Genomic DNA, 13,522 nt, shown 5'->3' with positions numbered 1-13,522 from the left:
ATGAGTTCTACCAAAGACCCTTGCATCAGCATCTGCAAGTTCACCGACGACATCTGCGTCGGTTGCGGCCGCAGCAAGCGTGAAATCCGCGCCTGGAAGAAACTCGACAAAGTCGACAAGCGCAGTGTCCTGGCCGAAGCCGAACTGCGTCTGTTGGCCCTGGGTGCCACCGGTCGGCGGAAAAGCAAATGACTTGGGCCTTATCGACTAGTCTCTGATGCGCAACGCGCGCCATACGCGTATGATTCGCGACCCTTTGCCGACCTATTCGGCCAAAGCCCCGCTTTCAACACTCTTCAGGCCACGCCTGAATCGACCCACCGGGAGGTGCTTAAGATGAACGACAAAGACCAGAACGACAGCCAGGAAATCGGCCCAGCAGGTGAAAAACTGCAAAAGGTGCTGGCGCGTATCGGCGTGGGCTCGCGCCGCGACGTCGAAGCCTGGATCACGCAGAAGCGCATCAAGGTCAACGGCGTCGAGGCTACCCTCGGCCAGCGCGTCGACCTGCACGATGCAATCACCATTGATGGCAAGGTCATCAAGCGTGAAGAGGCCGCCGAATCGGTGCGCCGCGTGATCATGTACAACAAGCCCGATGGCGAGATCTGCACCCGTGACGACCCGGAAGGCCGTCCGACCGTGTTCGACAAGATGCCCAAGCCAAAAGAAGGCCGCTGGATCAACATCGGTCGCCTCGACATCAACACCACCGGTTTGCTGATGTTCACCACCGACGGTGAGCTGGCCAACCGCCTGATGCACCCGTCCTACGAAATGGACCGCGAATACGCCGTGCGTGTGCGTGGCGAAGTCGATGACGAGATGATCGAGCGCTTGAAAGCTGGCGTAGTCCTCGAAGACGGCCCGGCCAAGTTCACCGACATCAAGCAGGCGCCAGGTGGCGAAGGTTTCAACCACTGGTACCACTGCGTGGTGATGGAAGGTCGTAACCGCGAAGTACGTCGCCTGTGGGAATCCCAGGGCCTGGTGGTCAGCCGCCTGAAGCGCGTGCGTTTCGGCCCGGTGTTCCTGAACTCCGACCTGCCGATGGGCCGCTGGCGCGAAATGAGCCAGTACGAAGTCGACATCCTCAGCGCCGAAGTCGGCCTGACGCCAGTCGCCATGCCGCAGATGAACGCCAAGAGCAAAGACAAGCTTGAGCGTATGCAGCGTAAATCGTCGCGTCCTGTGGCCCGTACCGAGCGTGTGGCGCGCACCGTGCGCCCGGCGCTGGATGCTCCGGCCACTGGCGGGCGTATCTCGCGTCAGCCGCACATCGAAGGTGAGCGTCGCCCAACGGCGCCATCGCGTCAGGAAGGCGAGCGCGCACCGCGCACCCCGCGTCCTGCGCCGGCCGGTGGTCGTAGCAACCGCGGTGAAGCGGATCGTCCAGCCGACAACGCTAGCACCAAGCGCCCAGCCAAGCCGGCGGCGAACAAACGCCCCGGCCCGAAACTGGTCGCCGACGAGCCGTCGGGCAAGCGCCGTGGCGCCCCGGCCGGCTCGGGTCAGCGTCCAGGCTTTGGTCGCAAGAAACCGCAGTGATTTAGTCGCGGTATAAAAAACGCCAACCCTCGGGTTGGCGTTTTTTTTTGGATATGGATTCGCAATGCAATCAATTGTGGGAGGGGGCTTGTGCCGGCACAAGCCGCAGACATGGTTTACAGGTAGCGAGCCGGCCAGGTAAATCTTGGTGCGTTGGCCCACCGCCAGTTTCTCTTGCAATGACAGCTGTAACGCTGTTTTTCCGCGCTGTAACGATTAATTTACGTGGGGTGTGCGTGTTTATTGGCCTGCCTCCTGCTGTAAGGATTTGCTGACAGATCGTCGCATGCACTTTTCAGGTGCGGGCGTAAGCGGTCGAGCGGTGTACAATGCGCCGCGTTTTACTGTGACCCCCTTGCGTAACCACGCTAAAGGCCAAGACCTTGGGGTGTATCCACCCCGATCACTCCGCCTGGCCACGAGCCCGGCGGGTTCGATTTCGTCACAGATAAAAACAAACAGGTGACGCATGACCGTTAGAAAGACGCTGTATTCCTGGTGCCTGCGCTGGGGTTTGAGCGGCGCTGCTTGAGTCGAGACTCAAGACAGCAACGTGCAATTCAACATCCTCAAACCTTGCGTGAGACCCTTTTCATGAGTGGACCCCATTCCTCTTCAGGCGAGCTGAAACGCGGCCTGAAAAATCGGCATATCCAATTGATCGCCCTCGGTGGCGCCATCGGCACCGGCTTGTTCCTCGGCTCGGCCGGGGTGCTCAAGTCGGCCGGCCCGTCGATGATCCTGGGCTATGCCATCTGCGGCTTCATCGCCTTCATGATCATGCGCCAACTGGGCGAAATGATCGTCGAAGAGCCGGTCGCCGGTTCCTTCAGCCACTTTGCCCACAAGTACTGGGGCGGTTTCGCCGGCTTCCTGTCGGGTTGGAACTGCTGGATCCTGTACATCCTGGTGGGCATGTCCGAGCTGACGGCCGTCGGCAAATACGTGCATTACTGGTGGCCGGAAATCCCGACCTGGGTCTCGGCGGCAGCGTTCTTCGTGCTGATCAACCTGATCAACCTGGCCAACGTCAAAGTCTTCGGTGAGGCTGAGTTCTGGTTCGCGATCATCAAGGTCGTAGCCATCGTCGGCATGATCGCGTTGGGCAGCTACCTGCTGGTCAGCGGCAGCGGCGGCCCGCAAGCGTCGGTGAGCAACCTGTGGGAGCACGGCGGCTTCTTCCCTCACGGCGTGGGCGGCTTGGTGATGGCCATGGCAATCATCATGTTCTCGTTCGGCGGCCTGGAAATGCTCGGCTTCACCGCCGCAGAAGCCGACCAGCCTCGCACCGTGATCCCCAAGGCGATCAACCAGGTGATCTACCGCATCCTGATCTTCTACATCGGTGCCCTGGTGGTGCTGTTGTCGTTGACACCGTGGGACAGCCTGCTGGCCACGCTCAACGCGTCCGGTGATGCCTACAGCGGCAGCCCGTTCGTGCAGGTGTTCTCGATGCTGGGCAGCAACACTGCTGCGCACATCCTCAACTTCGTGGTCTTGACCGCAGCGTTGTCGGTGTACAACAGCGGCACCTACTGCAACAGTCGCATGCTGCTGGGCATGGCCGAGCAGGGCGATGCACCCAAGGCCTTGGCCAAGATCGACAAGCGTGGGGTGCCGGTACGCTCCATCCTTGCCTCGGCGGCCGTGACCCTGGTGGCGGTACTGATGAACTACTTCATCCCGCAACATGCCCTTGAACTGCTGATGTCCCTGGTGGTGGCCACCCTGGTGATCAACTGGGCGATGATCAGTTTTTCCCACGTCAAGTTCCGCCAGCACATGAACCGCACCGGCCAGGTGCCGCTGTTCAAGGCGTTGTGGTACCCCTACGGCAACTTCGTGTGCCTGGCGTTTGTAGTGTTTATCCTGGTGATCATGCTGATGATCCCGGGGATTCAGGTGTCGGTGTATGCGATCCCGGTGTGGGTGGCGTTTATGGCAGTGTGTTATTGGATCAAGAACAAGCGCAGTGCTGAAGCGGCGTTGAACACCGCGAGTGCGGCGTTGAAGTAAACAGGCGCCTACCTGGAAAACCCCGCATCCTGTATAGGGCGCGGGGTTTTTGCATTTTGAAGCCGTCAACTTTTTGAAATCACACCGCTCATGTATTCATTCAAGTCGCGAAAGTCCTTAACGTTCCAGGCATGCGGCGGGACCTTTACTCCATTCTCGCGCAGCGTTTTTGGGATCAGGTCTCCATTCGGGCGAAGTATGACCGACGACACAATAACGCCCGGGTAAGCCGCCAGCCGTTTTTTGAAGGCTGGGGTTGTCAGGTCAGGTGTAGGCGGGTTGCTTTTCCTGGCCAACGGTCCCGTTGCCTTGAGGTCTGGCCCGTGGCACATGGCGCAGCGCTGTGAATAGAGGTTTTTGCCATTGGCGTTATCTGCAAAGGACAGTGACGTTTGAATGAGTGATAAGGTGCCGAGCAAAGTGATCAATAGTCTTTTCATTGTCATGCGTCCTTGTTGTCGAGGTTGTTGTCCTGATTGGGCGTGTCTGTTGCCTAGGGTTTATTGAGTGATGCTGGTTATTTCCAACAACGTGCACCTGCCCGATGCCGAAATCGAGTTGACCGCCATCCGCGCCCAGGGCGCGGGTGGGCAGAACGTCAACAAGGTGTCGAGCGCGGTGCACCTGCGTTTTGATATTCCGGCCTCGTCGTTGCCGGAGTTCTATAAGGAGCGCTTGCTGGCGCTGCGTGACAGTCGGATCACCAGCGAAGGAGTGCTGATCCTCAAGGCCCAGCAATACCGCACCCAGGAACAAAACCGCGCCGATGCGCTGGAACGCCTGGTGGAGTTGATCCTCAGTGCCACCAAGGTGGAAAAGAAACGCCGTCCGACCAAGCCCACCCTGGGTTCGAAAAAACGTCGACTGGAATCCAAGACCAAGCGCGGCAGCATCAAGGCCGGGCGTGGCAAGGTCGACTTTTAGTCGCCGCGCGCCTCACGGGCCTTGGGCGCCTGTCGGTACAGGTACAGGCTCAGCAGCAGGCCACCGAGCGCGGCGAGGGCGGCGAACAGGAAGATCGAGGCAAAGCCGAAGCCTGCCGCCACGGCCCCGGCCAGCGGGCCGGTGATGCCCAGGGACAGGTCGATAAACAGCGAGTAGGCACCCACCGCCGAACCCCGGCTGGACGCAGGCACCAGGTTGACCGCTTCCACCCCCAGCGCCGGGAACACCAGGGAAAACCCGAAGCCGCTCAACGCCGCGCCGGCCAAGGCCAGGTTGGCGTCGGGCGCCAGCCACAGCAACAGCAGGCCGAGGATTTCCACCGACAGGCACGCAATTGCCACGCGAAAGCCGCCAATGCGGTTGATCAAGTTGCCAAACAGCAGGCGTGCGCCGATAAAACTCGCGCCGAACAGGCTCAGGGCCCACACCGCGTTATCCCAGTGCTGGGTGGTGTAATACAGGGTGATGAAGGTGGCGATGGTGCCAAAGCCGATAGAACCCAAGGCCAACGCGCAGCCGTGGGGCAGTACGCGGCCCAGCACGTTCATGAACGGCAAGCGCACACCGGCCACAATCGGCGCGGCAACCTTGTTCCAGGCCAGCAGCAGGCCGACGATGGCCAGCAGGATAATGCTGACGCCCATGCTCCACAGCCCGAAATGCTTGACCAACACCACGCCCAACGGCGCGCCGACGGCCAGCGCGCCATAGCTGGCAATGCCGTTCCAGGAGATGACCTTTGCCGTATTCGCCGCGCCTACACGGCCGATGCCCCAGCCGATCGCACCCGAACCCACCAGGCTTTCCGCACTGCCCAATACCAATCGACCGACGAGCAGGCTGCCCAGGCTGACGGCCGGCAGGCTGGAAAACCACGCGGCAAGCAACATGAACACGCCACTCAGGCCGCAGCCCGCCAGGCCGATCAGCACGGCGCGCTTGCTGCCTAGGTTATCGATGATTTTGCCCGCGTACGGGCGGCTCAGCAGGGTGGCCAGGTATTGCACGCTGATCACCAGGCCCGCAATCACTGCGCCATAGCCCAGCTCACTGTGGACGTAGCCCGGCAACACGGCCAGGGGAATGCCGATATTCAGGTAGCCGATAAAGGTGAACAACACGATGGAAACAACTTGCAGCGTGACCGCCATGGGGCGCTGGGTATCTGGCATGGGGAGAGGTCCACTGTCGCAGCAGGTAAAGATAGGCTGCTAATGATACCGGGGCTTTGGCGTGCGCAGGGCGGTAAAACGCAAAAACGTCAGATCAAAAAGACATCAGTCTTTGGCAGGTGCCAGCAATTGGGTGGTGACCAGGGCGGCCAAGGCGTTTTCCTGGGTACCGAAGCGCTTGAGCAGAACGGCTTGTTTGTCGGCGCTGAGGCGGTTCCATACCTCGACCATCTGCAAGGCAGCGTCGAGCACGGCGGTGTCCGGGGTGTCGGAGAGGGTGTCGGTCATGGCGGGGATCTCGGGTGATTCAGGCAGTGTGGAAAGCGCTCAAAGCTGCGCTTTCCACACGGTCTGGTACGGCGTCAGTCCTGACTTTTGCTGTCGACTGGTTTTGCTTCTTTGGCCTCAGGCTGCTTCACGCTGGCCTGCTGCGGTGTTGGCTGCTCAGTTTCGTGCAGGCTTGGGAAGGGGAGATTAGGTATCTCGTGCATCGTCGTCGCTCCTCGCAAGGTCTGTTTTTTCAATCGCAGGTGATTCCGCGCTCTCAAAAAGCCTTGGCAGGATACAGCACTGTAAATGACAAAAAGACTTTTAAATCGTCGGATGTACAAAGCGTCAGGGTTTTTACGCAAGTGACAAACCGTCACAGGCTTAGAACGGCACCTTGCCCAGGATCATGTCGCGGTACATCACAAAATCCCCCAGCAAGCTGTAGAACGGGTGCTGAAAGGTGGCCGGGCGGTTCTTTTCGAAGAAGAAGTGGCCTACCCAGGCAAAGCTGTAGCCTGCGATGGGCAAGGCGATCAACAGGCCCAAAGAGCCACGGCCGATGGCATACGCCAGGATCCCGATTACCAGCGTGGTGCCGATAAAGTGCAGGCGCCGGCAGGTACTGTTGGCGTGTTCGGCCAGGTAGTAAGGGTAAAACTCGGCGAAGCTATTGAATCGCTTGACGTTTTCCACGGTGACCGGCCCTTTGGTTGTTGTACCGCCCAACAGATGTTCGGCGGGGAGCTTATTTGAGTCTAGAGTGATCAGTGGTAACAGCCAGTGACATTAGATGCCACTTTAGTATCCTTGGCTTCCTGGCTGCCGTTTTGAGCCTGCTTTATTAAGAAGACGCCATGAGCGAACGAACAACTTCTGCAAGCTGGGCGATGGGGATAGTCAAGGCACTGGAAATGGATGGCCTGGATTGCCGCGCCCTGTTCAAGCAGCTGGGCCTGGACTACGCCGCCCTCAACGACCCTGATGCACGTTTCCCGCAGGACTCGATGACGCGGCTGTGGCAGCGCGCGGTCGAGCTGTCGGGCAACCCCGCGATTGGCCTGAACATGGGCAAGGTGGTGCGTCCGGCGTCGTTTCATGTCGCCGGTTATGCCTTGATGTCCAGCAACACCCTGGCGGAAGGCTTTATGCGGTTGGTGCGTTATCAACGCATCATCGCCGAAAGTGCGGACTTGAGTTTCCGATTGTTACCCGAAGGCTATGCGCTGATTCTGACGGTGCACGGCGACCATCTACCGCCCACCAGGCAAAGCGCCGAAGCCTCGCTGGCCAGTGCGCTGGCGCTGTGCGGTTGGCTGACCGGGCGTACCTTGCAACCGCGCAAAGTCATGTTGCAGGGTGAACAGCCGGTTGACTTGGCGCCCTATAAAAACGCCTTCCATGCGCCCTTGGAGTTCAACGCGTCGTATGACGCACTGATTTTCGAGCGCGCCGACATGGATGCGCCGCTGCCCACGGCCAATGAGGCTATGGCGCTGTTGCACGATCGGTTTGCCGGTGAATACCTGGCGCGTTTCTCGGAAAGCCGTGTGACCCACAAGGCGCGGCAAGTGCTGTGCCGGTTGCTGCCCCAGGGCGAGCCCAAGCGCGAAGTGGTGGCCCAGACCCTGCACCTGTCCCAACGCACCCTGCAGCGACGTTTGCAGGAGGAGGGCACCAGTTTCCAGACCCTGCTCGACGACACCCGCCGTGAATTGGCCGAACAGTACCTGGCCCAGCCGAGCATGACCCTGCTGGAAATCGCCTATCTGTTGGGTTTTGCCGACCCGAGCAACTTCTTCCGTGCGTTTCGCCGCTGGTTCGATGCCACACCCGGTGAATACCGGGCGCGGTTGCAGGACGCGTCGACGATCAGTGACGCCAGAACGCCGGGATGCACAGAACAAAGACTGTAATGATCTCCAATCGGCCCAGCAGCATGCCCAGGGACAGGATCCACTTGGCCGCATCCGGCAGACTGGCGAAATTGCCGGCCGGACCAATGGTTTCCCCCAGCCCCGGGCCGACGCCGGACACGGTACTGGCGGCGCCGGTAAGTGCAGTCATCCAGTCCAGGCCCAGCAGCGACAAAGCCAGGGCGATGGCGCAGATGGTAATGGCGAAGAAAAACGAAAAGGTCAGGATCGAGCGCACGATCTCTTCGTCGAGACGGTGGCCGTTGTACTTCTGCTTGATCACCGCGCGCGGGTGAATCAGTTGGTTCAAGTTGGCCTTGAGCAGGATATAGGCGACCTGGAAGCGAAAGATCTTGATCCCACCGGCGGTGGAGCCCGAGCAACCGCCGATAAAGCCCAGGTAGAAAAACAGCATCAGTGAGAAGTTGCCCCACAGACTGTAGTCCCCCAGGGCAAAGCCGGTAGTAGTCACCACCGATGTGACGTTCAACGCCACGTGACGCAGGGCATCCAGCCAATGCAGGTTGGTGGTCCACCAATACCAGGTGCCGAGCACCAGCCAGGTCACCACCAGCAAACCGAGCAGACCTTGCACCTGCTGGTCCTTGATCAGCGCCCGGCGGTTGCCGCGCAAGGTGGCGACATACAGGGTGAACGGCAGGCTGCCGAGGATCATCACCACCACCGCTACCCAGTGCACTGCGGGTTGCTTCCAGTGGGCCAGGGATTCGTCGGAGGTGGAGAAACCACCGGTGGAAATGGCCGACATCGCGTGGTTGATCGCATCGAACAGGCCCATGCCGGCCCACCAGAACGCCAGGCTGCCAAGGATGGTGATGCCCACATAGGCCGCCACGATCAGGCGCGCCACCATGTGCGAGCGGGGCATGACCTTTTCCGAGCGGTCCGAGGACTCGGTCTGGAACAGGCGCATGCCACCGATGCGCAGCAGCGGCAGGATTGCTACCGCCATGCCGATAAAACCGATACCGCCGAGCCAGTGCAGCAGCGAACGCCACATCAGAATGCCCGGTGACATGTTGTCCAGCCCGCTCAATACCGTGGAGCCGGTGGCGGTGATGCCGGACATGCTTTCAAAGAACGAGTCGGTGTAGCTGATGTGTTGGGTGAGCAAGAATGGCAGCGCCGCGAACACGCACACCACCACCCAACTGGTCACGGTCAGCAGGTACATGTCCCGGGGACGCAGGTGGACGTGTTCGGGGCGACCGGGAATCACCAGCGCCAGGCCGGCGATAAAGGTAATCAAGCTGGCCCACAGGAACGAAGGCAGGTCGCTGGTGCGTTCGAAGATCACCAGCGTGGCCATGGGCACGACCATGGCGATCGCGAGGGTGATCAGGAAGATGCCGATGATGAAACCGATGATGCGTAGGGTCGGCAACGCCATGAAATTCGCTCGGGTGATAGAGGGCAGGCGCCATTCTACCTGGGGTGCAGGGCATGTAAACCGGCGAATTTTGGAACAACATGGATCAAATGTGGGAGGGGGCTTGCTGTGGTGAGGGGGCTTGTCCCCCGACGGGTTCACTGCAGATCCATCAGGCCTGCTTCGCAGCCCAGCGCGGGCGGTGCGACGATTCGACAAGCCCGCTCACTACAGTAAGTCACATACACAGGGAGGACGCGGTAGTTGTCAGGGCACACAAAAAAGGCGACCCGAAGGTCGCCTCATTCAACACGGCACTGATCAGAACTCGTGATCGGCGTTATCCGGGTTCAGGTCGCTGATGCCCAGCTTGCCTGCGGCGGCTTCGATCGAACCGGTCTGCTTGACCAGCGAAGCAATCGCCTCGCGCACGATCTGGTTGCCTGCCTCGTTGCCGGCTGCGATCAACTGGTCGTAGTGCTCACCCTTGTTGGCGTGGTCAACAATGACCTGCATCTTGGCTTCGGTTGCAGCCAGGTCGGCCTTCAGGGCGGTGTCGGCAGCCGGGTCGGCCTTGGCTACCAGGGACGACAGGCTGGCGCCGGTCATCTTGGTGCCGTCGACGCGGGTGTACTCGCCCAGGTAGACGTTGCGGATGCCCTTGGCGTCATAGAACTGCGAGTTGTGGGTGTTATCGCTGAAGCAGTCGTGTTCGTCTTCCGGCGAGTTGGCTTCCAGGGAAACCTTCATGCGCTCACCGGCCAGCTCGCCCAAGGACAGGCTGCCCATGCCGAACAGCATCTTGCGCAGGCCGTCGGTGGCAGGTTCTGCCTCCAGGGTGGCGCGGTAGTTGTCTTCGACGGCGGGTTTCCAGTTGCCGACCATTTCCTGCAGGTCGCTGACCAGCAGTTGGGTCACGGCGCTCAGGTAGGCGCGACGACGCTCGTTGTGGCCGCCTGTGGCGCCATCGCCGGTCAGGTAGTCCGACGCAGGACGGTTGCCGGCGCCTGGGCCGGTGCCGTTCAGGTCTTGGCCCCAGAGCAGGAATTCGATGGCGTGGTAGCCGGTGGCGACGTTGGCTTCGGAACCGCCCAGCTCGTTGAGGCTGGCGAGTTTTTCCGGGGTGATGTCCTTCACGTCGATCTTGTCTTCGCCGACCTGGATCTCGGTGTTGGCGATGATGTTGGCAGTGGCGCCTGGGTTACCCAGGGCGTGCTCGTAGGATTTGTCGACGTAGTCGATCAGGCCTTCGTCCAGGGGCCAGGCGTTCACCTGACCTTCCCAATCGTCAATGATGGTGTTGCCGAAACGGAACACTTCGCTCTGCAAGTACGGCACGCGTGCGGCAACCCAGGCCGCGCGGGCGGCTTTCAGGGTTTCGTCGTTCGGCTTGGCAAGGAACGCGTCGATAGCGGTTTGCAGGGTTTTCGCCGTGGACTCGGCGTCGCTGTACACCGCGAACACGATGTCGGCGTAATGTGCGACAACGGCCTTGGCCGCTGTTTCGTCGACCTGGCCGGCAGGGGTGGCAGCCGCTGGAGCGGTAGTGCTGGCAGCCGGGGTCGGCGCCTGAGGTGCTGCTGCCTTGTCTTTACCTTCGCCGCAACCGGCGAGAGAAATGGCAATGGCCAGCAGACTGGCGGTGGCCAGGGGCATACGAATCATGGCGAACATCCTGCTTCGGTTGTTGATAGGGCGCGCGGGGGAGCGCAAAAACTGCGACATAATGCGAAAGATTTGCATTTTGTGTAAAGGGTTAAACGCGGGAAATATTCAGTATCGTTTTGCCGCGTCAGAGAATGGCTGCGTTATTACGCTCGGCCTGCTTCAAAAAAACTCCCAGCTCCCGGGCTTGCAAGGGTTTGCTGTAGTAGTAGCCCTGACCTTCATGGCAACCCTCGGAGATGATGTACGCCTCCTGCTCGGCGGTTTCCACGCCTTCGGCGATAACCTGCATGCCCAGGCTTTTGCCCAACTGGATAATGGCCCGCACGATGGTCGCGTCGTCGTCATCGTCCAGCAGGTCCTGGACGAAGCTCTTGTCGATCTTGATCTTGTCCAGCGGCAGGCTCTTGAGGTAACTCAGCGATGAATAGCCGGTGCCGAAGTCATCAATGGCGATCAACGCCCCGGAACGGCGCAGGCTCAACAGGTGTTGGGCGGCGGTGCTGATGTCTTCCATCAGGCCGGTTTCGGTGACTTCCAGCTCCAGGCTGCGCGGGGGCAAGCGGTAGATCTGCATCAGGTTATTGACCACCCGTGGCAACTCGGTGTGGTGCAACTGCACGGTAGACAGATTGACCGCCATGCGCAGCTCGGTGAAACCCTGGTCATGCCATTCGCGCAGTTGGCGGCAGGCCTGGTCCAGCACCCATTCGCCTATCGCAATGATGGTGCCGTTCTGCTCGGCCAGCGGGATGAACAGGTCTGGCGGGACCAGGCCATGTTCCGGATGCTGCCAGCGGATCAGGGCTTCGACGCCCACCACATGCTGGTTGCGATAGCTGATCTGCGGTTGGTACACCAGGTGAAACTGCTCGCGGCCCAGGGCCTCGCGCAAGTCTTTTTCCAGCTCGCGGCGACGGCGCATTTCGCTGTCGACGCTGGCGATGTAGAACTGATAGCGGTTGCGCGAACGGCTCTTGGCCAGGGTCATGGTCTGTTCGGCTTTTTGCAGCAGCTTTTCGGTGCTGTCGCCGTCTTCCGGGAACAGGGTAATGCCGATGGTGGCACGCAGGCGGATGGTTTCGTGGTCCAGGGCGAACTCCGCTTCGAGATCGTCGAGGATACTTTGCGCCAGTTCAGCGGCTTCATAAGGCTGTTCGATATCGGCCTGCACCAGGGCGAACTGGTCGCCACCCAGGCGGGCCAGGGCGCCAAGGCGGCCGCTGTGGGCGCGCAGTCGGTCGGCCAGGGCCAGCAGCAATTTGTCGCCAGCCTGGTACGTGAACTGCTCGTTGACGCTCTTGAAATCGTCCAGGCCCACGCACAGCACCGCCACACGACGCTGGCGTCGGCCGGCGTCGATCAGGATCTTATCCAACTGCTCCTGCAGTTTCTGGCGGTTCGGCAGGCCGGTGAGGAAGTCGTACTGGGCCATGCGCAGCAGGCTGGACTCCGCTTCGTGGCGCAGATGGGTATTGCGTTCGATGGATTCGAGCAACTGGTTGGCGGTATTGATCCACAGCCCCAGCTCGTTGCGTTCGTGGCCCTTGAGCTGCGGGATCTTGTGCTCGCTGGGGCGGTCCGGGTTGATCGACGTCAGGTGTTCGATAATCCGCGACAGCGGCTTGGTCAGCAGCCAGTGGTACACCAGGTACAGCACCAGGCCCATGGCCAACGCGCGTAACACCCCGGAAATAAAGATGATCACCGAGCTGACAATAAAGCCTTTGCCATAAGTGGCCGTGTCGAGGGTGATGCTCAGGTCGCCGTAATACTCGCTGTAGGGGCCTTTGCCGACCAATGCCGTGGTGAACGTGCGCTCCTGGCCCAGGATCAGGTCGGTCAGCCAGCGGCTGGAGGATTGCTGCAAGGCGCGGCTTTTTTCCGCCAGCATGGTTTCGTTGGGGTGGCCGATGGAGGCCATGCGCACCGCGTCGTCCTGAAATAGCCCTTCGATCACCTGCATGCCCATCTCGCGGTCCAGGCTGTAGACGGCCTGGGTCGAGGGGTCGCGAAACATGTCGAGGATGCGCTGGGCATCGCCGGCCACGGCCTGGCGCGTCTTGTAGGCATCGAAAACGATCTGCGCCACGCTCAGCGCCACGCCCACGATCAATGCCGACAGCAGCACAACCCGTAGCAACTTCACTGACAAGCTGTTTTTGAGTTCCAGCTTCAAAGGGGCATTCCTTGTCTCATGCGGGTGGCCGTCAATATGCCATGAGTATTGGCAATCTGGTGATGGCAGTCAAAGGGACATTCACGGCACAGAGGCTGGGGAGTGTTTGGCGGGGGGCACAAGCGCGTATCGGCAAGGCTTAAACCGACGGCGGATCATCTCCGCCGCCTGCGTCTGCTGCACTGAACGGGTACAGCAGAATGCACGAGTCAGAACGTTATGGCGTTAGTGACAGTTTTTTGCGCGAAATCTATTGGCCCTTCGGCAAATGGAGTTAACAGTTTTTTTGCCATGTCCGTTCCCGTCTTTACAGCGGTGCCAGCCACTGATGCAAGCGCAGGGAGTGCAAATAGGGCAGTCAACATTATGAATATCTCCGAGGATTATGAGGAAGAGGAGGTATTCCTCTCGGCGACTGAGTGGT

13 protein-coding genes are annotated in these 13,522 nt (G+C 60.3%); 5 read left to right on the top strand and 8 right to left on the bottom strand.

Annotation, left to right across the window (positions count from 1 at the left end; all coding sequences use genetic code 11):
- The 3 genes from PspS35_RS23185 to PspS35_RS23175 all read left to right on the top strand — a co-directional run bounded on the left by PspS35_RS23185 (nt 1) and on the right by PspS35_RS23175 (nt 3,564).
- The gene (locus PspS35_RS23185; RefSeq protein WP_159936952.1) at nt 1-192 is read left to right on the top strand and encodes a DUF1289 domain-containing protein; all 192 of its coding nucleotides are present in this window, start codon (nt 1-3) and stop codon (nt 190-192) included.
- A gap of 144 nt (nt 193-336) precedes the next feature.
- Nucleotides 337-1,548 (top strand): 23S rRNA pseudouridine(2605) synthase RluB, encoded by a 1,212-nt coding sequence (rluB, locus tag PspS35_RS23180; protein ID WP_099585462.1) that lies wholly within the window; start codon nt 337-339, stop codon nt 1,546-1,548.
- 594 nt (nt 1,549-2,142) lie between these two features.
- Nucleotides 2,143-3,564 (top strand): amino acid permease, encoded by a 1,422-nt coding sequence (locus PspS35_RS23175; protein ID WP_159936951.1) that lies wholly within the window; start codon nt 2,143-2,145, stop codon nt 3,562-3,564.
- 65 nt (nt 3,565-3,629) lie between these two features.
- Here PspS35_RS23175 and PspS35_RS23170 read toward each other — a convergent pair whose 3' ends face one another.
- Nucleotides 3,630-4,004 (bottom strand): cytochrome c, encoded by a 375-nt coding sequence (locus PspS35_RS23170; protein ID WP_065925921.1) that lies wholly within the window; start codon nt 4,002-4,004, stop codon nt 3,630-3,632.
- A gap of 70 nt (nt 4,005-4,074) precedes the next feature.
- Here PspS35_RS23170 and arfB point away from each other — a divergent pair, with 70 nt between their 5' ends.
- Nucleotides 4,075-4,488, top strand: coding sequence for an alternative ribosome rescue aminoacyl-tRNA hydrolase ArfB (arfB, locus tag PspS35_RS23165; RefSeq protein WP_065908949.1), 414 nt, complete (start codon nt 4,075-4,077; stop codon nt 4,486-4,488).
- Here the strand turns inward: arfB and PspS35_RS23160 are convergent.
- The 4 genes from PspS35_RS23160 to PspS35_RS23150 form a co-directional block, all read right to left on the bottom strand.
- A complete protein-coding gene (locus PspS35_RS23160) occupies nt 4,485-5,681 on the bottom strand; it encodes an MFS transporter (RefSeq protein WP_159936950.1) in 1,197 nt (398 codons plus the stop codon). The two genes, arfB and PspS35_RS23160, sit on opposite strands and share 4 nt — an antisense overlap.
- A 105-nt stretch (nt 5,682-5,786) precedes the next feature.
- The gene (locus PspS35_RS23155; protein ID WP_159936949.1) at nt 5,787-5,969 is read right to left on the bottom strand and encodes a hypothetical protein; all 183 of its coding nucleotides are present in this window, start codon (nt 5,967-5,969) and stop codon (nt 5,787-5,789) included.
- Nucleotides 5,970-6,043: 74 nt separating this feature from the next.
- Nucleotides 6,044-6,172, bottom strand: coding sequence for a hypothetical protein (locus tag PspS35_RS30585; RefSeq protein ID WP_275113834.1), 129 nt, complete (start codon nt 6,170-6,172; stop codon nt 6,044-6,046).
- Between the two features lie 160 nt (nt 6,173-6,332).
- Nucleotides 6,333-6,644 carry a DUF962 domain-containing protein gene (locus tag PspS35_RS23150; protein ID WP_159936948.1) on the bottom strand — a complete coding sequence of 104 codons (312 nt, stop codon included), beginning with the start codon at nt 6,642-6,644 and terminating at the stop codon, nt 6,333-6,335.
- A 161-nt stretch (nt 6,645-6,805) separates the two neighbouring features.
- On the opposite strand from PspS35_RS23150, the gene PspS35_RS23145 reads away from it, so the two are divergent.
- Nucleotides 6,806-7,864 (top strand): AraC family transcriptional regulator, encoded by a 1,059-nt coding sequence (locus PspS35_RS23145; RefSeq protein WP_159936947.1) that lies wholly within the window; start codon nt 6,806-6,808, stop codon nt 7,862-7,864.
- On the opposite strand, the gene PspS35_RS23140 is transcribed toward PspS35_RS23145, so the two are convergent.
- The 3 genes from PspS35_RS23140 to PspS35_RS23130 form a co-directional block, all read right to left on the bottom strand.
- A complete protein-coding gene (locus PspS35_RS23140; RefSeq protein ID WP_159936946.1) occupies nt 7,821-9,275 on the bottom strand; it encodes a TrkH family potassium uptake protein in 1,455 nt (484 codons plus the stop codon). The two genes, PspS35_RS23145 and PspS35_RS23140, sit on opposite strands and share 44 nt — an antisense overlap.
- 300 nt (nt 9,276-9,575) lie before the next feature.
- Entirely contained in the window at nt 9,576-10,919 is a 1,344-nt protein-coding gene (locus tag PspS35_RS23135) for an imelysin family protein (RefSeq protein ID WP_159936945.1), read from the bottom strand.
- Nucleotides 10,920-11,046: 127 nt separating this feature from the next.
- The gene (locus tag PspS35_RS23130; protein ID WP_159936944.1) at nt 11,047-13,098 is read right to left on the bottom strand and encodes a bifunctional diguanylate cyclase/phosphodiesterase; all 2,052 of its coding nucleotides are present in this window, start codon (nt 13,096-13,098) and stop codon (nt 11,047-11,049) included.
- Nucleotides 13,099-13,522 lie beyond the last annotated feature (424 nt).

It is taken from the genome of Pseudomonas sp. S35, assembly GCF_009866765.1.
GTDB lineage: Bacteria > Pseudomonadota > Gammaproteobacteria > Pseudomonadales > Pseudomonadaceae > Aquipseudomonas.
The sequence above is the reverse complement of the archived record's forward strand: the minus strand, read 5'-3'. Positions and strand labels throughout refer to the sequence as shown.

Bases quoted from the DNA above. Each gene is read 5' to 3' on its own strand.
- rluB (WP_099585462.1), top strand. From the start codon at position 337: ATGAACGACAAAGACCAGAACGACAGCCAGGAAATCGGCCCAGCAGGT.
- PspS35_RS23170 (WP_065925921.1), bottom strand. From the start codon at position 4,004: ATGAAAAGACTATTGATCACTTTGCTCGGCACCTTATCACTCATTCAA.
- arfB (WP_065908949.1), top strand. From the start codon at position 4,075: ATGCTGGTTATTTCCAACAACGTGCACCTGCCCGATGCCGAAATCGAG.
- PspS35_RS23135 (WP_159936945.1), bottom strand. From the start codon at position 10,919: ATGATTCGTATGCCCCTGGCCACCGCCAGTCTGCTGGCCATTGCCATT.
- PspS35_RS23145 (WP_159936947.1), top strand. From the start codon at position 6,806: ATGAGCGAACGAACAACTTCTGCAAGCTGGGCGATGGGGATAGTCAAG.
- PspS35_RS23160 (WP_159936950.1), bottom strand. From the start codon at position 5,681: ATGCCAGATACCCAGCGCCCCATGGCGGTCACGCTGCAAGTTGTTTCC.
- PspS35_RS23185 (WP_159936952.1), top strand. From the start codon at position 1: ATGAGTTCTACCAAAGACCCTTGCATCAGCATCTGCAAGTTCACCGAC.
- PspS35_RS23155 (WP_159936949.1), bottom strand. From the start codon at position 5,969: ATGACCGACACCCTCTCCGACACCCCGGACACCGCCGTGCTCGACGCT.
- PspS35_RS23140 (WP_159936946.1), bottom strand. From the start codon at position 9,275: ATGGCGTTGCCGACCCTACGCATCATCGGTTTCATCATCGGCATCTTC.
- PspS35_RS23175 (WP_159936951.1), top strand. From the start codon at position 2,143: ATGAGTGGACCCCATTCCTCTTCAGGCGAGCTGAAACGCGGCCTGAAA.
- PspS35_RS30585 (WP_275113834.1), bottom strand. From the start codon at position 6,172: ATGCACGAGATACCTAATCTCCCCTTCCCAAGCCTGCACGAAACTGAG.